Origin of the sequence: Cypionkella sp. TWP1-2-1b2 (assembly GCF_049896245.1) — a bacterium.
Taxonomy (GTDB): Bacteria; Pseudomonadota; Alphaproteobacteria; order Rhodobacterales; family Rhodobacteraceae; genus Cypionkella.
On sequence record NZ_JAFCTX010000004.1, the window covers coordinates 71,754 to 88,693 of the forward strand.

Here is a 16,940-nt window from a genome sequence, read left to right on the forward strand (position 1 = left end):
ACGCATGAGCGATACAGACGGCAAAAAACCCCTCGGCCTGGGTGGCGCACCTCGTTCCGGTCAGGTGAAGCAAAGCTTCTCCCATGGCCGCACGAAAAGCGTTGTGGTCGAGACAAAGCGCAAGCGCGTGGTCGTGCCAGTGGCTGCGGCCAAACCGGGCACGCCCGGAGCCGCGGCTGCGCCGGGGTCTGCATCACATCTGGGCGATCCGTCAAAACGCCCGGCTGGCATTTCCGATGCCGAAATGGAACGCCGTCTGGCGGCCTTGCGCGTGGCGAAAGCCCGCGAAGCCGAAGACAACGCGCGCCGGGCCGAAGACGACAAGGCGCGTGACGAAGAACGCGCCCGCAAGCGCGAAGAAACCGAGACCAAAGAGCGTGAAGAGCGCGAACGTCTGGCTGCGGCGAAAGCCAAGGCAGATGAAGAAGAACGCGTGCGCGTTGAAGCGGCTGCCGAGGCTGTATCGAAAGCTGCGGCCCGCAAAGCCGATGTGCTTGGCACCTCGCGTCGTCAACCGGCGGCACCTGAAAAGCCCGCCGAGGCTGCTGCACCGACAGCACGCGGCGAACGCGCTGACCGCAATGCGCCCGCAGCACAGCCGACCGCTGCCGAAACTGCTGCGCGTGCGCCTATGGGGGCCAAGCCCGCATTGGCGGTTCGCAAAGTGGACCGTGATCGCGAAGAACGTGAGCGTAACGCCAAGGCCAAGACCGATGACGGTCGCCGCACTGGTAAGTTGACGCTGAATGATGCGCTGGCCGGCGAGGGTGGTCGTACCCGCTCGATGGCCGCGATGAAGCGCAAGCAGGAAAAGGCGCGTCAGAAGGCATTGGGAATCGGCAAGCCCGAGAAGCAATTCCGCGACGTGCAACTGCCGGAAACCATCACGGTTGCTGAACTGGCGAACCGGATGACCGAACGCGCTGCCGATGTTGTCAAAAGCCTGATGAAAATGGGCATGATGGTGACGATGAACCAAGCCATCGACGCTGATACCGCTGAACTTGTGATCGAAGAATTCGGCCACAAAGCGGTGCGCGTGTCGGATGCTGACGTCGAACAAGCGATTGAGCTAGTGGCGGATGCCGAAGGCACCCGGATCACCCGGCCGCCGATTGTGACCATTATGGGCCATGTTGACCACGGCAAAACCAGCCTTCTGGATGCGATTCGTAAAGCGAATGTGGTGTCTGGCGAAGCCGGTGGCATCACTCAGCATATCGGCGCCTATCAGGTGACGACCGAAAAGGGTCAGGTTCTGACCTTCCTCGACACGCCGGGTCACGCGGCCTTTACCTCGATGCGCTCGCGCGGGGCTCAGGTGACGGATATCGTTGTGCTGGTCGTGGCGGCGGATGACGCCGTGATGCCGCAAACGATTGAGGCGATTGCCCATGCGAAAGCGGCGAAAGTGCCGATGATCGTGGCGATCAACAAGGTCGATAAATACGGCGCGGACCCGACCAAGGTGCGTACCGATCTGCTGCAACACGAAATTGTGGTCGAGCAGATGTCAGGCGACGTGCAGGACGTTGAAGTTTCGGCCAAGACAGGCCAAGGCATCGAAGAACTGCTGGAAGCCATTGCTTTGCAAGCCGAAATTCTGGAACTGCGCGCCAACCCGAACCGGGCTGCTGCGGGTGCTGTGATTGAAGCGAAACTTGACGTTGGCCGTGGCCCGATTGCGACGGTTCTGGTGCAGAACGGCACCCTGCGCAAAGGCGACATCTTTGTCGTCGGCGAGCAGTGGGGCAAAGTGCGCGCCTTGATCAACGACAAAGGCGAGCGGATTGACGAAGCTGGTCCCTCGGTTCCGGTTGAAGTGCTGGGCCTGTCGGGGACGCCTTCGGCGGGTGATACGCTGAACGTGGTGGAAACCGAAGCGCAGGCGCGGGAAATCGCGGATTACCGTTTGAAAACCGCGAAAGACAAACGCGCTGCGGCTGGGGCAGCGACGACGCTGGAACAGCTGATGGCGAAGGCCAAGGCGGATCAATCGGTGGCTGAACTGCCGGTGCTGGTGAAGGCTGACGTGCAGGGTTCTGCCGAAGCCATTGTGCAAGCGCTTGAAAAGGTTGGCAACGACGAGGTGCGTGTCCGCGTGCTGTCTTATGGCGTGGGGGCTATCACCGATACCGACGTGATGTTGGCGGAAGCTTCGAAATGCCCAATCATCGGGTTTAACGTTAGGGCCAATGCCTCGGCGCGGAACTCGGCGCATCAGAAGGGCGTGGAAATCCGCTATTACTCGATCATTTATGATCTGGTGGATGACATCAAGGCGGCGGCTTCGGGCTTGTTGAAGGCAGAGATTCGCGAGACGTTTATCGGTTACGCGACGATCAAGGAAGTGTTCAAGGTCACCGGCATTGGTCAGGTGGCGGGTTGCTTGGTTACCGAAGGCGTTGCACGTCGTTCGGCGGGCGTGCGCTTGCTGCGCGATAACGTGGTGATCCATGAAGGCACGCTGAAGACGCTGAAACGCTTCAAGGACGAGGTGAAGGAAGTCATCTCGGGTCAGGAATGTGGCATGGCGTTTGAGCGCTATGACGATGTGCGCGCAGGCGATGTCATCGAGATCTTTGAGCGTGAAGAAATTCAGCGCACTTTGGCTTGAATTGAGGCTCCCCGGCAACGGGGCAGCTTCAAATAGAAAAGGCCGGGGAAACCCGGCCTTTTTCTTTAAACTGATGCTGGATTCAAGATGCTTTGGCGCGGGCGACCGGGTAGCCCACGAAAGTCTTTTCATCGACTTTCACCATAATTTTACCATCGGCCATCTGGCCCACCAGCAAGCCTTGAATAGAAACGCAACTTCCAACAGAAATCGTTCGCAGCATGTGCCAATCCCCCAATCAGCGGTTATTTGCTTAAGACTAGGGATGATTCGTTAAGATTCCCACTACAATTTCGCCACATTTGCGGAAAAGTTGTGGAAATTTAGGGCGGTTTCTAAAGCCAGTCGCGCAGAATCGGGATCAGCGGCAGATCGGCGGCGGGCATCGGGTAGTCGCGCAGGTTTTGCGGGCGCACCCAAGCCAGATTTTGGCCTTCTTGCGGGGCGGGGATGCCCTCCCAACGGCGGCAGGCAAACAGCGGCATCAGCAGGTGGAAATCGTCGTAGCTGTGGCTGGCGAAGGTCAGCGGCGCGAGGCAGCTTTTCCAGGTGTCGATGCCGAGTTCTTCTTTAAGCTCGCGGATCAGGGCGAGTTCGGGGGTTTCACCGGGTTCGACCTTGCCACCGGGGAATTCCCACAGCCCCGCGAGGGATTTGCCTTCGGGGCGTTGCGCCAAGAGGACGCGGCCTTCGGGGTCGATCAGGGCGACGGCGGAGACGAGGAGGGTTTTCATGGGTCGCTCCGCTGAAATGGAGGAACCGGGGGCCAGCCCCCAGACCCCCGGGATATTTAGGAACAGATGAAATCAGGAGCGGTAGTCCGCGTTGATTTCGATGTAGCGGTTGGTCAGATCGCAGGTCCAGACCGAGCGTTTTGATTTGCCAAGCCCCATGTCGACGGCGATTACCAGATCGGACTGCAGCATATAGGCGGCACCGTCTTCCTCGCGGTAGTCAGGATTGCGCCAGCCGTTTTCGGCGACGAGAATATCGCCGAAGCGGATGCTCAGCTTATCGCGATCCGCCTCAGCGTCCGCTTTACCGATGGCGGCGACGATGCGGCCCCAGTTCGGGTCTTGGCCCGCGATGGCGGTTTTCACCAAGGGCGAGTTGGCAATGGCCATGGCGAGTTTATGGGCGTCGGCGTTAGAGGCGGCACCCGTGATGCGGACTTCGACGAATTTGGTGGCACCTTCGCCGTCGCGGATCACCTGATGCGCGAGGTCCATCATCACGCCGCGCAGGGCGGTTTCGAAGGCTTTCAGATGCAAGCCTTTCAGCTCGGCGGCTTCGGATTTTCCGGTGGCGGCGAGCAGCAGGGTGTCAGAGGTGGAGGTGTCGCTATCGACTGTGATGGCGTTGAAGGTGTCATCGGTGTTGCGCGACAGCAGTTTTTGCAGGTTGGTCTGGCTAATTTTCGCATCGGTGAAGATATAGACCAGCATCGTCGCCATATCCGGCGCGATCATGCCGGAGCCTTTGGCGATGCCTGCAATCTGGATAAGCCCGCCGTCACCCTGCACCGTGGCGGCAGCGCCTTTCGGGAAGGTGTCGGTGGTCATCATCGCGTGGGCGGCCATTTCTATGGCATCCTCGCGTAAGGAGGCTGCGAGTTCGGCGATTTTGTCGGTGATTTTGGCGTAGGGCAGCGGCTCGCCAATCACGCCTGTTGAGGACGAGAACACGCGGGCGGCGGGGATGCCCAAAGCGTCGGCGACGGCTATAGTCACGGCGGCAACGGCTTCATCGCCGACGCGACCCGTAAAGGCGTTGGAGTTGCCGGAGTTCACCACGATCGCCGCACCGCTATCTGCGGGGACTTTCAGCGCCAGCTTCGCTTGGCAATCGCGCACGCAGGCCGAGCGGGTGGTGGAGCGGGTAAACACCCCGGCCATCGCGGTGCCGGGGGCGAGGCGGACCAGCATCACGTCTTTGCGGTTCTGGTATTTGATACCAGCCTCAACGGCGGCAAACTCGACGCCCGCGATCAGGGGAAGGTCAGGGAAGGCAGCGGGGGCGAGGGGCGAAACAGATTTGGCTTTTTTGACCTTTGCCTCGACGCCGGGCGTTGCGGCTTTCAGCTTGGCCTTCAACGACTTGACCTTCGCCTTCAACTCTTTCTTCGCCATGCTGGTCCCCGTTTAACTGTGGTGTCTATCTGAAATCGGCGCGCAAACCGCAAAGGTCTGCACGCCGATCATTAGCGCTTTAGTGCGGCTGCGTAACCGTTATTTATCAAGCAGCGTTGCGTCGCCGAGGAATTTCGGGTCGACAGCTTCACCGGGCTTTTCGATTTTCGCGGCTTCGGTCAGCGCCTTGATGTGATCCTCGACCACCTTTTGCTCAATACCTTGGGCCAATTCATCGCGCATCTCATCCAGCGTCGGTTTGGCAGCCACACGGGTTTCGCTGACCAGAATCAGATGCCAGCCGAAATCGGATTTGATCGGGCCAGTGACTTCGCCAACCTTGGCCGCGACGACGGCATCTTCAAACGGCTTGACCATCGCGCCCAGACCGAACCAGCCCAGATCGCCGCCCTGCGCGCCTGACCCAGTATCGGTCGAATTGGCCTTGGCGAGATCGGCGAAAACCCCGCCCTTTGCCAATTCGGCTTTCAGCTCATTCGCCTTTTCCTCAGAATCCACGAGGATATGCGCCGCGTGGTATTCGGTGGCGGGCTTGGAGTCTTTGAACTTGTCGTCATAGGCCTTTTGCAGCGCTGCATCGCTGACCGCAGCGGTCACAATCGGCTTCAACGCGGCGTTCGACAGATAGCTGCGACGGTCATTTTCCAGTTGCAGCGTGTCTTTTTTGGTCAGCTTGTCGGCCATCGACTGCTCCAGCACGGTTTGCTGTACCAGTTGATCAAGGATGCCTTTGAACAACACATCCGGCGGCAGGGATTTATACTGATCCGGCAGGCTTTCGCGCGCCACGATCATATTGCCCAAGGTGATATTTGTGCCGTTGACGCTGGCGATCACCGTATCGGCGGTCGGGTCTTGCGCCAAAGCCGGGGCTGCAAGGACGAGAGACAGCGCCATCCCTGCCATAAACCGCATCGCTTTTGCCATCTCACACTCTCCTGATCGGTCCGCTACCTTGCGCGGCGTTGACTATGCTGGGCCTTGCCCTTACATCGCACGGGTCGCGTGTGATGCGGGTTTGCCAGCTTTGACGCCCTTCTAAGGAAGCAGCAGCGGTCGGGCAAGCCAGAGCCTCACACGATATTGTCAATACCGGTGATCAATCGGCCGGGCGGAGAACACATGCTGGGTCTTGGAACGCTGTCGCGGAAGATGTTTGGAACGCCGAATGACCGGATGGTCAAATCGGTGCGGCCCTTGGTGGCGAAGATCAGCGCGCTTGAGCCGGAATTCGCGGCGTTGAGCGACGATCAGATCATAGCGAAAACCGCCGAGTTTCAGCGGCGGATTGCGGCGGGCGAAAGCCTTGACGCGCTACTGCCGGAAGCCTTCGCGAATTGCCGCGAGGCTGCCAAGCGGGCCTTGGGCCTGCGGGCGTTTGATGTGCAGCTGATGGGCGGGATTTTCCTGCATCAGGGCAATATCGCCGAGATGCGCACGGGGGAGGGCAAGACGCTGGTGGCGACCTTCCCGGCTTACTTGAACGCGCTTTCGGGCAAGGGCGTGCATGTGGTGACGGTGAACGATTACCTTGCCAAGCGCGATGCGGAATGGATGAGCAAGGTTTACGGCGCGTTGGGGCTGACCACCGGTGTGGTTTATCCGTATCAAGGCGAAGTTGAAAAGCGCGAGGCGTATCGCGCCGACATCACCTATGCGACCAACAACGAGTTGGGTTTTGACTATCTGCGCGACAATATGAAAGCCTCGCTGGAGGAGATGAACCAGCGCGGCCATAACTTTGCGATTGTCGATGAGGTGGATTCGATTCTGGTCGATGAGGCGCGGACTCCGCTGATCATCTCGGGGCCGTCGCAGGACCGCAGTGATCTCTATCAGCAGGTAGACTTGTTGATCCCGACGCTGAATGAGACGCATTTCAAGCTGGACGAGAAAACCCGCAACGTCACCTATTCGGAGGACGGCAACGAGTTTATCGAGAACGCTCTGCATGAGGCTGGGATTCTGCCCGCCGAGCAAAGCCTGTATGAGCCGGAAAGCACCACCATCGTTCACCACGTCACGCAGGCTTTGAGGGCGCACAAGCTGTTCACCCGTGATCAGCAGTATATCGTGCGCGATGGCGAGGTGATGCTGATTGACGAGTTTACCGGCCGGATGATGAAAGGCCGCCGCTTGTCGGATGGCTTGCATCAGGCGATTGAGGCGAAAGAGGGCGTGGCTATTCAGCCGGAAAACGTCACTTTGGCTTCCGTGACTTTCCAGAATTACTTCCGGCTCTATGACAAGCTGGCGGGGATGACCGGGACGGCCTCGACTGAGGCTGATGAATTCATGGAGATTTACAAGCTGGGCGTGGTCGAAGTGCCGACCAACCGCGAAGTGATGCGCAAAGACGAGCATGATGCGGTGTACCGCACCGCGCGGGAAAAGTTTGAAGGCGTGGTGAAGACCATTCAGGAAGCCCATGCGACCGGCCAGCCGATCTTGGTCGGCACCACCTCGATTGATAAATCCGAGGCGCTTTCGGAAATGTTGAAGGCGGCGGGTATCCCGCATAACGTGCTGAACGCGCGTCAGCATGAACAAGAGGCGCAGATCGTTGCCGATGCGGGCAAGCTGAACGCGGTGACGATTGCCACAAACATGGCGGGGCGAGGCACCGACATCAAGCTTGGCGGCAACGTCGAGTTTAAGGTGATGGAAGCGATTGCCTCTGATCCGTCTGTGCATCCCGATGAAGTGCGTGCGCGCATTGAAGCCGAGCATGCCGATGAAGAAGAAGCGGTGAAGAAAGCGGGCGGGCTGTTCGTTCTGGCGACGGAACGCCACGAGTCACGCCGTATTGATAACCAGTTGCGGGGGCGCTCGGGGCGTCAGGGCGATCCGGGGCGGTCTTCGTTCTTCCTGTCGTTGGAAGACGATCTGATGCGGATTTTCGGCAGCGAACGTCTGGACGCCGTGTTGTCCAAGCTTGGCATGAAGGAAGGCGAGGCGATTGTTCACCCGTGGGTCAACAAATCGCTGGAACGCGCGCAGGCCAAGGTCGAGGGCCGCAACTTTGACATTCGCAAGCAGTTGCTGAAGTTCGACGATGTGATGAACGACCAGCGCAAGGCGATTTTCGGTCAGCGCATGGAAGTGATGCAGGCCGAGGATCTGGGCGAGATCGTGATGGATATGCGCCATCAGGTCGCCGAGGATCTGGTCGATCACTACATGCCGCCGAAAACCTACGCCGACCGTTGGGATGTGACTGCGCTGCATGAGGCTTTGGCCGAGCGCATGGGCCTCGATTTGCCCGTCACCGCTTGGGCCGCCGAAGAAGGCACCGATCAGGAAGCCATCCGCGACCGCATCATTGCGGCCTCTGACTCGATGATGGCTGAAAAGTTGGAGGCTTTCGGGCCGGACTCTATGCGCAACATCGAAAAACAGCTTTTGTTGCAGAGCATTGACGCCAAATGGCGTGACCATTTGCTGCGGCTTGAACATTTGCGCTCGGTCGTGGGATTCCGTGGCTATGCCCAGCGCGACCCGCTGAACGAATATAAGACCGAAAGCTTCACGCTGTTCGAATCGATGCTGAACTCTTTGCGCCAAGATGTGACGCAGAAGCTGGCGCAAATTCGACCGATTAGCCAAGCCGAGCAAGAAGCCATGATGGCGCAGTTCATCGCGCAACAGCAGGCCGCGCAGGCCGCTGACCGCGCGGCGGCTCCGGCCGAAGTGGCGGCTCCGGCCACGGTTATGGCGGCGCTGGCGGGCTTTGTTGAAACCGATCCTACAACTTGGGGCGATCCGGGGCGGAATGATCCCTGCCCCTGTGGCTCGGGCCAACGTTTCAAGACGTGCCACGGCAAGCTGGTATAATCTGATTTCGGATTGTTGGCGCAGGGGTGGCTTTGGCCGCCCCTGCCGATTTATTGCCCGCGTTTTCGGAAACATTCCTTGATTACGCCGCATCCCCGCCGCGTTTGACGCGCAAAAACCCCCAAACGGATTCGATGGAGGAACCGATGGTGGTGGATATGAAGCGCAGACTGGCCCGTGGTATCGCCGTGATTGCGATTGCGCTTGGGGCCGGGCAGTTGGTGCAAGGCATGTCGGGCAAGGCTCCGCCGCAGCATGCGGCTGAGAACCACCTCGCCAAATCCCCCAAAGCTATCGAGCGAGTCGCCGCGACCGACGTTGGCGAAAAGCCTGCACCGATGGTCGCGCTGGAAGCCCCGGCAATGGCGAAACCTGCGCTGTCCAAAGCGGCGGCTCCGGTAATAGCCAGCGTGACAGCACCTGTGGCAGAAACGCCCGCGCTAAAGCCAACACCCGCCGCCATGGCTGAAACCGCTCCGGCTGCACCCACGCCGATGGCTGAAATCACCACCCAACCCGCACTGGCCGATGCCTGCCCGGTCTCGCTGGAGCTTTCCAACGCTGACAACGCGCTGATCGCGGTGACACTGGTAGCTCCCTGTCACGCCGATGAGCGGGTGGTGCTGAAACATGCGGGCCTGACGGTCACCGCGAAAACCACGCTGACCGGGGCTTTGTTCACTGATCTGCCCGCGCTGATGCAAGCGGCAGAGGTTGAGGTGATGTTCAAGGATAATAGCTCGGTCACGGCTTCGGTTAGCGTGCCGGAACTGGCCGCGCTGCGGCGTTTTGCGGTGCAATGGCAGCAAGATGATGCCTTCCAACTGCACGGTTTCGAGGGTGGCTCTGATTTCGGCGGACCGGGTGATGTCTCGGCAACCACGCCGCATCAACCGATCGCGGGCGCGCCCGCCAAGGGGGGGTTCCTGACCCTGTTGGGCGATGCCAGTACCGATCTGCCGATGCTGGCGCAGGTCTATACCTATCCCAAGGACAGCCAGATCAAGCCCGAGATCGTGGTGGAAGCCGCCGTCACCGCAACCACCTGTGGCCGCGAACTGCTGGGCCAGACGTTGCAAACCGCCGCTGGCACGGTCAAGGTGAGTGATATGTCGCTTGCGATGCCCGATTGTGATGCGGTGGGTGATTATCTGGTGTTGAAAAATATTGTGCCAGACATGACTATCGCCTCCTCAAACTAAGGGTCACAGACTCAGGGTCAGGCAGGGCGATTTATGACGGGTTACTGGCGCGCGGCGATCATCGCCGCGCTTTTGCCGTGTTGGGTGTTGCCCACAGCGGCAGCGGCGCAGGATGTCACGCTGACCTCTCGCGATGGTGCGTTGAGCATTGCCGGAACGCTGCAAGGCTATGACGGTGAGTTTTTTCGGATTGAAAGCGCCTATGGCCCGCTGACCCTCGACGCCTCTGGCGTAATCTGCGATGGCCCGGCTTGTCCCGATTTGACCGCCCCCAAGGCTGTGATCCGGCTGGTGGGTGAGGCGGATGCGGGGCAGGCGCTGTTGCCGCCGCTGATCGCGGCTTTCGCGCAATCGCGGGGGCTGGTGTATACCGCCCCCATTTCGTCGGGCGCGGCAACGGTGTTGACCGACCCCGCGACGGATAAGGTTCTGGCCGAGATTTCCTTCCGCCCCTTGCCGCCCGACCAAGCCCGCGCTGAATTGAAAGCCGGGCGCGCCGAGCTGATGGTGGCCTCGGCGGTGGAGCCTGATTTTGGCAGTAAAGCCATGGCTTTGGATGCTTTGGTGCCGATTGTCGCCCCGGATAACCCTTTGCCGGGGATTTCGACAATTGATCTGGCCAAGGTTTTGGCCGGAGAGGTGAAGAATTGGGCCGAGGTGGGCGGCCCGGATATGCCGCTGGTGCTGCATGGTCTGGCCCCGGACAGCGATTTGCAACGGGCGTTGTCGGCGCGGTTGGGCCGCGATCCGGCGGCGAGTGTGACCCATGCCAATCTGCACATGCTGGCCGATGCGGTTGCGAAGGACCCTTGGGCGATTGCGTTGACCGGGCGGGCCTCGGTCGGTGCGGCGCGGGCGCTGCCTTTGTCGGACAGTTGCGGCTTTCCCTTGTTGCCCAGCGCTTTGGCGGTGAAGGCCGGGGATTATCCGCTGACGCTGCCGGTGTTTTTGCTGACGCCGCGCCGCCGGCTGCCGCTGATGGCGCGAGAATTTCTGGATTTTCTGGCGTTGCCCACAGCCCAAGCCGCGATTGCCAGCGGTGGTTACATTGATCGTGGCCCGGAAAGCCAGCCGATGACGGCGGATGGATTGCGGCTGATCAACGCCATTCAGGGCGCGGGCGCGGAGACGACTTTGGCCGATCTGAAGCGGCTGGTGGATCTGATGGATGGCGCGGACCGTTTGTCGCTGACCTTCCGGTTTCAGGACGGCACCTCGGCACTGGATGCCGCCAGCCAAGACAATCTGGCCGACCTTGCACGGCTGATCGAGGCCGGGGTGTTTCGCGATAAGGCGCTGATTTTGGCCGGATTCTCGGATGGATCAGGGGCGGCGAAGGCCAATCTTGAGCTGTCGCAAGATCGTGCAGATGGTATTCTGGCGGCGCTGCAACAGGCCGCTGCTGTGCCCGAGGCCGCTTTGCCAAAGGTCGTGGCCTTTGGAGAAGCCCTACCGATGGCTTGCGATGAAACCGCCGCCGGACGCCGGTTGAACAGGCGGGTTGAAGTTTGGTTGAAGCCGTCGTTCACGCCCGAGGCTACAGATACCCCGCCGCCCGAAAACTAAGCTCACGGCTTTTGCCGATGATCAGATGGTCGTGCAGGGTGATGCCCAACACCTGCGCGGCCTCTTGCACTTGCAAGGTCATGGTGATGTCGGCCTGTGAGGGGGTCGGATCACCTGAGGGGTGGTTATGCACCAGAATCAGCGCCGAGGCGTTCAGTTCCAGCCCGCGCTTCACCACCTCTCGCGGATAGACCGGGACATGGTCAACGGTGCCTTTCGCCTGTTCTTCATCGGCAATCAGCACGTTTTTGCGGTCCAGAAACAGGATGCGGAATTGTTCGGTTTCGCGGTGGGCCATCGCGGTGTGGCAATAATCCAGCAGCGCATCCCAAGACGACAGTAGGGGGCGGTTCATCACGCGGGCGCGCATCATCCGCTGCGCGGCGGCCTCAACGATCTTGAGTTCCTGCACCACAGAATCCCCAACGCCTTTTACCGTCATCAGACGGGCAGGCACAGCGGTGACGACGCGATTAAAATCGCCGAATTCATCCAGCAGGGCGCGGGCGAGCGGTTTCACATCCTGCCGGGGAATGGCGCGGAACAGTAGCAGTTCCAGCAGTTCATAGTCGGGGATCGCCGTAGCACCGCCCTCCATGAACCGGGTGCGCAGGCGTTTGCGGTGGTCGGCGATGTAGGACGGCAGCTTACCGGGCAGGGCATCGCCCACGGCTTCATCCTCTGCGGCGAACAGCGGCAGCGGGGCTTCGTGAAGGGCTTGGGGTTTGCTCATGGCGGCTAGGCTGCCATGACAGTGGTGAAGGAATCGTTAACGCCCCTAGAGCATCCGCAAAAGTTCAATGCTGGGCTGACCGGTCACTGGCAAGCCGCGCGCGCGTTGGAAATCGCTGATCGCGGCGATGGTTTTCGTGCCGATCACGCCATCCGAGCCTTGGGTATCAAACCCCGCCGCTGTCAGTTTGCGCTGCAATGCCTGCCGATCTTGCAATGTCATGCCCTGTGCATCGGGGCCAAAGACCGCAAGCAATGGCCCTGCGCCGTTCAGACGGTCTGACAGATAGCCGATGCCCAGCGCGTAATTCTCGGCATTGTTGTAGCGCAGGATGACGTTGAAGTTGTGATACAGCAGGAAGGCCGGGCCGCTGGTGCCGCCGGGCAGCAGCAAAGACCCCGCGCCATTGCCGCCCAAAGACCCGTTCACCCCGCGCACGCCCAGATCAGCCCAATCGGAACGGCCTTTGCCCCGACCCGCCAGCCCGGTGTTGAAATCCGAAGGCAGCGTGACTTCCTGCCCCCAAAGCTGGCCATGGGTCCAGCCATTTTTGGACAGATACGCGGCGGTTGAGGCCAGAGCATCGGTGGGATCGTCGCTCCAGATATCGCGGCGACCATCGCCGTTGAAATCGACCGCGAAGGCTTGGTAGCTGGTCGGGATGAACTGGGTGTGACCCATCGCCCCGGCCCAACTGCCGGTCATGTTCTGCACATTGGTATCGCCGTTTTGCAGGATCTTCAGCGCTGCCACCAACTGCTGTTCAAAGAACGCCGCGCGACGGCCCTCATAGGCCAGGGTTGCCAAGGCCGAAATCACCGGAACATTGCCGCGCCTTGTGCCGAAGAAGCTTTCCAGACCCCAGAAAGCGGCGACGACATGCGGCTCTACCCCATAACGCGCCTCAATCGCGCGCAGGGTAGACATTTGCTGGGCGAGCATTTGGCGACCCATGGTCAGGCGTTCGTCGCTGGCGGCGATGGCGAGGTAATCTTCGGTGGTGCGGGTGAATTCCGTCTGGTTGCGGTCTTTTTCGATCACGCCGGGGATGAAGCCAGAGGCGCGGAAGGCGGTGCTGAAGGTGGCGTCCGAGATGCCTTTCGACAATGCCCTTGGCCGGAACGCCTGCACCCAAGCGTCAAAGCCCGCGTCAGGCACCATCGGCATGACGCTTGGCGCAGAGGGGCGGACCGAACTGCCGCCACCGACGCAGCCAGACAGCCCAAGCGCGGCGATACCGAATGAGAAATTGCGCCGCGTGACCTGCATGTAAACCTCCACCAACCTGCTTTTGGCCAAGCTTAAAGGATTTGCGGCAAAGGGCAAACCGATGCAGGGATTTCCGCCGAAGCCCTAAGCCCGCAACTGCGCCCGTTCCTCTGTGGTCAGCAAGGCGGTTGCCACGCCCAGCACCAGAGCGGTGGAGTCTTGCGGTGACAGCGCCTCACCCGTGGCACGGCGCAACCAGAGCCCGTCGATCATCGTGCCCAGCGCGAGGGCGATTTGCTTGAAGCGGGCGTCTGGTAGCACATCGCGGAACACCGAGGCGAGATTCGATTGCAGGCGGGCGTAGAAGATGCATTGCAGGCGAGCGTAGCGTTGGTTGGTGGCGGAGGCGGCGCAGACTGACAGCCAAGCGTTGGCGATGTTCGGCTCGAACAGGCCTTCGGGAAAGTTGCCTGCAATGATCGCCTCTAGCCTGCCCCACCGGGTTGTGGCTTGCGCCAGCCCGGTTGCCACCGCCTCCATCAGCAGGCGATTGTTCAGCCGCACCATCGCGAACAGCACGTCTTCTTTGCCCTTGAAGTAATAAGACAGGATGCCCGCAGACATCCCGGCTTCCTCGCAAATCCGCTTGGTGGTCATGCCGCCCAAGCCATGCTGCATGAACACGCGATGCGCGGCCTCGATCAATTCGCGGCGGCGGAGGTCTTCGATACGGGTGCGGAAGGCGATTTTAGTCATGGGTTTTTGTAGCAGATCAAAAAACTGAACGCACATACAAAAATTTATATTGACGTATAAATTTCTCCTGCGCAGGTTTGGAACAGCAATCGGGGAGATAACCATGCGCAAGGTTCTGGCAGGATTGGTGATGACAGTGATGGCCACGGGGGCCGCGCAGGCGGCAGAGCCCGAGGCGTGTAAAGCAGTGCGGATGTCGGATCTGGGTTGGACAGATATCGGCCTGACCAATGCCACCGCCGAAACCGTGCTGAACGCGCTGGGTTATCAGGCGACGCAAACCCTGCTAAGCTTGGATGTGACCTTCGTGTCGATGCAGCGCGGCGATATTGATGTGTTTCAGGGCAACTGGCGGCCCTTCCAAGACGTGCAATACGCGCAGTTCTTCGACGATGGCTCGGTCGAACGCTTGGGGATGAACCTTGAGGGTGCCAAGTATACTTTGGCGGTGCCGAAATATGTCGCCGATGCGGGGGTGCATAGCTTTGACGATCTGGCGGCGCATGGCGATCAGTTCGAGAATAAGATTTTCGCGATTGAACCCGGCTCGAACCAACCGCTGCTGGATATGGTGGCCGCCAATGCGCATGGGTTGGGCGATTGGACGATTGTGGAAAGTTCGGAAGCCGGGATGCTGGCAGAGGTTGAACGCTCGGTCGCGCGCAAGGATTGGATCGTGTTCTTGGGATGGCAACCGCATCCAATGAATGTGGTCTATCAGATTGATTATCTGGCGGATGGCGATGCGGAATTTGGCCCGAATTTTGGCGGCGCTTCGGTCTATACCATCGCGCGCAAGGGCTATGCAGCCACCTGCCCGAATGTGACCAAGTTCTTCAGCCAGCTTGCGTTTAACATCGACTACGAAAACGCCGGGATGCAGATGGTGATGGGCGAAGGCATGGAATTTCCGGCTGCAGCAACCGCTATGATGGCGAAAAACCCCGCGATGCTGGAGGCTTGGTTGAAGGACGTGACCACCTTTGACGGCCAGCCCGCTTTGCCTGCGGTGAAGGCCGCTTTGGGTCTGTAAATGGCGCTGATGCGTGCGGCGGTGATGAACGGCTTTGGTCAGACCTTGCGGCTGGTCGAGGTGCCGGTGCCCGTGCCCGGACCGGGGGAGATCCTGATCAGGCTGGAGGCGAGCGGGGTTTGCCATTCCGATGTGCATATCTGGAAGGGCGACACTCAACCAGCCACAGCCCCCGATACGTTTATCTTGGGCCATGAGGGCGTCGGCGAGGTCGCAGCCATCGGCGCGGGGATTGAGGGCTGGGCTTTGGGCGAACGTGCCGGGGCGGCTTGGCTGCATGACACCTGTGGCGTCTGCGATCTGTGCTTGGCGGGTGAGGAAAGCTTCTGCGCCGCCCAGCGCGCGCATGGCTTCAACGTGCCGGGAACGTTTGCCGAATATGTCGTGGCGAAAGCGGCTTTTGCGGTGAAGGTTCCGGCGGGGGATGGGTTTGCTTTAGCGCCGCTGATGTGCGCAGGCTTGACGGCTTACGGCGCGATTGAGCGGGCAAAGCTGGCGCATGGCGAGACTTGCGCGATCTTCGGCTGCGGCGGTCTGGGGCTGTTCGCGGTGCAACTGGCGGCACGGCAGGGCGCGACGGTGGTGGCCGTTGATACCGACCCCGCCAAGCTGGAGATGGCGCGGCGTTTGGGGGCACATGCCACGGAACTTGCCACCGCCACCCTGCCCGAGACTTGGCCGCGCGCCCTGCGCGCCCATGCCACGATCAACTTCGCCCCCACAACCCGCACTTGGCCTGCGATGCAAGCCGCCACCCGGCCGTTGGGGCGGATCATTGCCGCCGCCATGGTGGCCGAGCCCGTGCCGCTGAGCCAGGAATGGCTGACATGGACTGGCATCACCCTGACCGGCACCAGCGTTGGCACCCGCAAGCAGATGGCGGCGCTGATGCGGCTGCATGAGGCCAGCCCGCTGGAAAGCCCGGTTGAAGTGATCCGACTGCAAGATGCCTCGGAGGCGCTGCGGGCGCTGGATGAAGGCCTCGCCAAGATGCGGTATAGCATCGCCTTTTAGGCTAACCCTTGGAAGGCGTCGCGTTTCGCGGCTATGCTGTCCCGCAACGGCACACATGAAAGCAAGAGCATGCGCATCGACCTGAACTCTGATCTTGGTGAGGGCTATGGCCCTTGGGCGATGGGCGACGATGCCGCGATGCTGGGGCTGGTGAGCAGCGCCAATATCGCCTGCGGTGGCCATGCGAGTGATCCCGAGACGATGTATCAGACTTTGCGCCTGGCGGCACAGAATGGGGTGATCGTCGGGGCGCATCCGGGCTATAATGACCCGCTCGGCTTCGGCCGACGGATTATCCCAATGGCTCCGGCAGAGGTGGGGCGGATGGTGGCGGCGCAGATCGGCAGCTTGCAAGGGGTGGCGGCGCTGGCAGGAACTTCGGTGCGTTATGTGAAACCGCATGGCGCGCTAGCCAATCTCGCCGCGGATGATCGCGCGGTGTCAGATGCGATTGCATCGGCGGTAAGGGCGATTTCGCCCGATCTCGCGCTGCTGGCGATTTCGGGCACCGAGTTGGAACATGCCGCCCGCGCCGCAGGCATCCCGGTGTTTTCCGAGATTTTCGCCGACCGTGGCTATCTGCCGAACGGTCGCCTTGTGCCGCGCGGTCAACCCGGTGCGATGATCCATAACCCGGAAGCTGCGGTCGCCCGCCTGCGCTCGTTTCTTGAGTCCGGCCTGATGCCCGTGGTCGACGGCGATCCGATCCCGCTCGCCGCACAGTCGATCTGTGTGCATGGCGACAGCCCCGGCGCGGTTGAGATGGCCCGCCAGATCCGCAGCCGTCTGGGTGCTTCGGGCGTCACCATTGCCGCTTTCCTGTAAG

Annotated in this window: 14 protein-coding genes; 7 read left to right on the forward strand and 7 right to left on the reverse strand. The window is 60.8% G+C overall.

What is annotated here, in order from left to right; genetic code table 11:
* The first annotated feature begins 4 nt into the window (after positions 1-4).
* A complete protein-coding gene (gene infB / locus ACP7AP_RS03490) occupies positions 5-2,617 on the forward strand; it encodes a translation initiation factor IF-2 (RefSeq protein ID WP_426032275.1) in 2,613 nt (870 codons plus the stop codon).
* Between the two features lie 82 nt (positions 2,618-2,699).
* On the opposite strand, the gene ACP7AP_RS03495 is transcribed toward infB, so the two are convergent.
* The 4 genes from ACP7AP_RS03495 to ACP7AP_RS03510 all read right to left on the reverse strand — a co-directional run bounded on the left by ACP7AP_RS03495 (position 2,700) and on the right by ACP7AP_RS03510 (position 5,694).
* Positions 2,700-2,840, reverse strand: a complete 141-nt coding sequence (locus ACP7AP_RS03495) for a hypothetical protein (RefSeq protein WP_426032277.1) — start codon at positions 2,838-2,840, stop codon at positions 2,700-2,702.
* Positions 2,841-2,952: 112 nt separating this feature from the next.
* Positions 2,953-3,351 (reverse strand): (deoxy)nucleoside triphosphate pyrophosphohydrolase, encoded by a 399-nt coding sequence (locus ACP7AP_RS03500; RefSeq protein ID WP_426032279.1) that lies wholly within the window; start codon positions 3,349-3,351, stop codon positions 2,953-2,955.
* Between the two features lie 72 nt (positions 3,352-3,423).
* Positions 3,424-4,746 carry a bifunctional glutamate N-acetyltransferase/amino-acid acetyltransferase ArgJ gene (gene argJ, locus ACP7AP_RS03505; RefSeq protein WP_426032281.1) on the reverse strand — a complete coding sequence of 441 codons (1,323 nt, stop codon included), beginning with the start codon at positions 4,744-4,746 and terminating at the stop codon, positions 3,424-3,426.
* Between the two features lie 99 nt (positions 4,747-4,845).
* The gene (locus ACP7AP_RS03510; RefSeq protein ID WP_426032283.1) at positions 4,846-5,694 is read right to left on the reverse strand and encodes a peptidylprolyl isomerase; all 849 of its coding nucleotides are present in this window, start codon (positions 5,692-5,694) and stop codon (positions 4,846-4,848) included.
* A gap of 195 nt (positions 5,695-5,889) precedes the next feature.
* Here ACP7AP_RS03510 and secA point away from each other — a divergent pair, with 195 nt between their 5' ends.
* The 3 genes from secA to ACP7AP_RS03525 all read left to right on the forward strand — a co-directional run bounded on the left by secA (position 5,890) and on the right by ACP7AP_RS03525 (position 11,369).
* Complete coding sequence (gene secA / locus ACP7AP_RS03515) at positions 5,890-8,601, forward strand: preprotein translocase subunit SecA (protein WP_426032285.1); 2,712 nt, start codon at positions 5,890-5,892, stop codon at positions 8,599-8,601.
* 134 nt (positions 8,602-8,735) lie between these two features.
* Positions 8,736-9,803: a hypothetical protein gene (locus ACP7AP_RS03520; protein WP_426032287.1), complete on the forward strand. Its 1,068-nt coding sequence runs from the start codon at positions 8,736-8,738 to the stop codon at positions 9,801-9,803.
* Positions 9,804-9,836: 33 nt separating this feature from the next.
* A complete protein-coding gene (locus ACP7AP_RS03525; protein ID WP_426032289.1) occupies positions 9,837-11,369 on the forward strand; it encodes a phosphate ABC transporter substrate-binding/OmpA family protein in 1,533 nt (510 codons plus the stop codon).
* Here the strand turns inward: ACP7AP_RS03525 and radC are convergent.
* From radC to betI, 3 genes are all read right to left on the reverse strand, one after another.
* On the reverse strand, positions 11,341-12,102 hold the full coding sequence (gene radC / locus ACP7AP_RS03530; RefSeq protein ID WP_426032291.1) for a RadC family protein: 762 nt from the start codon (positions 12,100-12,102) through the stop codon (positions 11,341-11,343). The two genes, ACP7AP_RS03525 and radC, sit on opposite strands and share 29 nt — an antisense overlap.
* Before the next feature lie 45 nt (positions 12,103-12,147).
* Positions 12,148-13,371, reverse strand: coding sequence for a lytic murein transglycosylase (locus ACP7AP_RS03535; RefSeq protein ID WP_426032293.1), 1,224 nt, complete (start codon positions 13,369-13,371; stop codon positions 12,148-12,150).
* An 84-nt stretch (positions 13,372-13,455) separates the two neighbouring features.
* The gene (betI, locus tag ACP7AP_RS03540; protein WP_426032295.1) at positions 13,456-14,067 is read right to left on the reverse strand and encodes a transcriptional regulator BetI; all 612 of its coding nucleotides are present in this window, start codon (positions 14,065-14,067) and stop codon (positions 13,456-13,458) included.
* A gap of 103 nt (positions 14,068-14,170) precedes the next feature.
* On the opposite strand from betI, the gene choX reads away from it, so the two are divergent.
* From choX to ACP7AP_RS03555, 3 genes are all read left to right on the forward strand, one after another.
* The gene (choX, locus tag ACP7AP_RS03545) at positions 14,171-15,100 is read left to right on the forward strand and encodes a choline ABC transporter substrate-binding protein (RefSeq protein ID WP_426032297.1); all 930 of its coding nucleotides are present in this window, start codon (positions 14,171-14,173) and stop codon (positions 15,098-15,100) included.
* A complete protein-coding gene (locus ACP7AP_RS03550; RefSeq protein ID WP_426032299.1) occupies positions 15,101-16,114 on the forward strand; it encodes an alcohol dehydrogenase catalytic domain-containing protein in 1,014 nt (337 codons plus the stop codon).
* A gap of 69 nt (positions 16,115-16,183) precedes the next feature.
* Positions 16,184-16,939, forward strand: a complete 756-nt coding sequence (locus ACP7AP_RS03555) for a LamB/YcsF family protein (protein ID WP_426032301.1) — start codon at positions 16,184-16,186, stop codon at positions 16,937-16,939.
* Position 16,940 lies beyond the last annotated feature (1 nt).

What these genes read in the sequence shown, in the direction of transcription:
- infB (WP_426032275.1), top strand. Translation starts at nt 5, where the DNA reads ATGAGCGATACAGACGGCAAAAAACCCCTCGGCCTGGGTGGCGCACCT.
- ACP7AP_RS03495 (WP_426032277.1), bottom strand. Translation starts at nt 2,840, where the DNA reads ATGCTGCGAACGATTTCTGTTGGAAGTTGCGTTTCTATTCAAGGCTTG.
- ACP7AP_RS03500 (WP_426032279.1), bottom strand. Translation starts at nt 3,351, where the DNA reads ATGAAAACCCTCCTCGTCTCCGCCGTCGCCCTGATCGACCCCGAAGGC.
- argJ (WP_426032281.1), bottom strand. Translation starts at nt 4,746, where the DNA reads ATGGCGAAGAAAGAGTTGAAGGCGAAGGTCAAGTCGTTGAAGGCCAAG.
- ACP7AP_RS03510 (WP_426032283.1), bottom strand. Translation starts at nt 5,694, where the DNA reads ATGGCAAAAGCGATGCGGTTTATGGCAGGGATGGCGCTGTCTCTCGTC.
- secA (WP_426032285.1), top strand. Translation starts at nt 5,890, where the DNA reads ATGCTGGGTCTTGGAACGCTGTCGCGGAAGATGTTTGGAACGCCGAAT.
- ACP7AP_RS03520 (WP_426032287.1), top strand. Translation starts at nt 8,736, where the DNA reads ATGGAGGAACCGATGGTGGTGGATATGAAGCGCAGACTGGCCCGTGGT.
- ACP7AP_RS03525 (WP_426032289.1), top strand. Translation starts at nt 9,837, where the DNA reads ATGACGGGTTACTGGCGCGCGGCGATCATCGCCGCGCTTTTGCCGTGT.
- radC (WP_426032291.1), bottom strand. Translation starts at nt 12,102, where the DNA reads ATGAGCAAACCCCAAGCCCTTCACGAAGCCCCGCTGCCGCTGTTCGCC.
- ACP7AP_RS03535 (WP_426032293.1), bottom strand. Translation starts at nt 13,371, where the DNA reads ATGCAGGTCACGCGGCGCAATTTCTCATTCGGTATCGCCGCGCTTGGG.
- betI (WP_426032295.1), bottom strand. Translation starts at nt 14,067, where the DNA reads ATGACTAAAATCGCCTTCCGCACCCGTATCGAAGACCTCCGCCGCCGC.
- choX (WP_426032297.1), top strand. Translation starts at nt 14,171, where the DNA reads ATGCGCAAGGTTCTGGCAGGATTGGTGATGACAGTGATGGCCACGGGG.
- ACP7AP_RS03550 (WP_426032299.1), top strand. Translation starts at nt 15,101, where the DNA reads ATGGCGCTGATGCGTGCGGCGGTGATGAACGGCTTTGGTCAGACCTTG.
- ACP7AP_RS03555 (WP_426032301.1), top strand. Translation starts at nt 16,184, where the DNA reads ATGCGCATCGACCTGAACTCTGATCTTGGTGAGGGCTATGGCCCTTGG.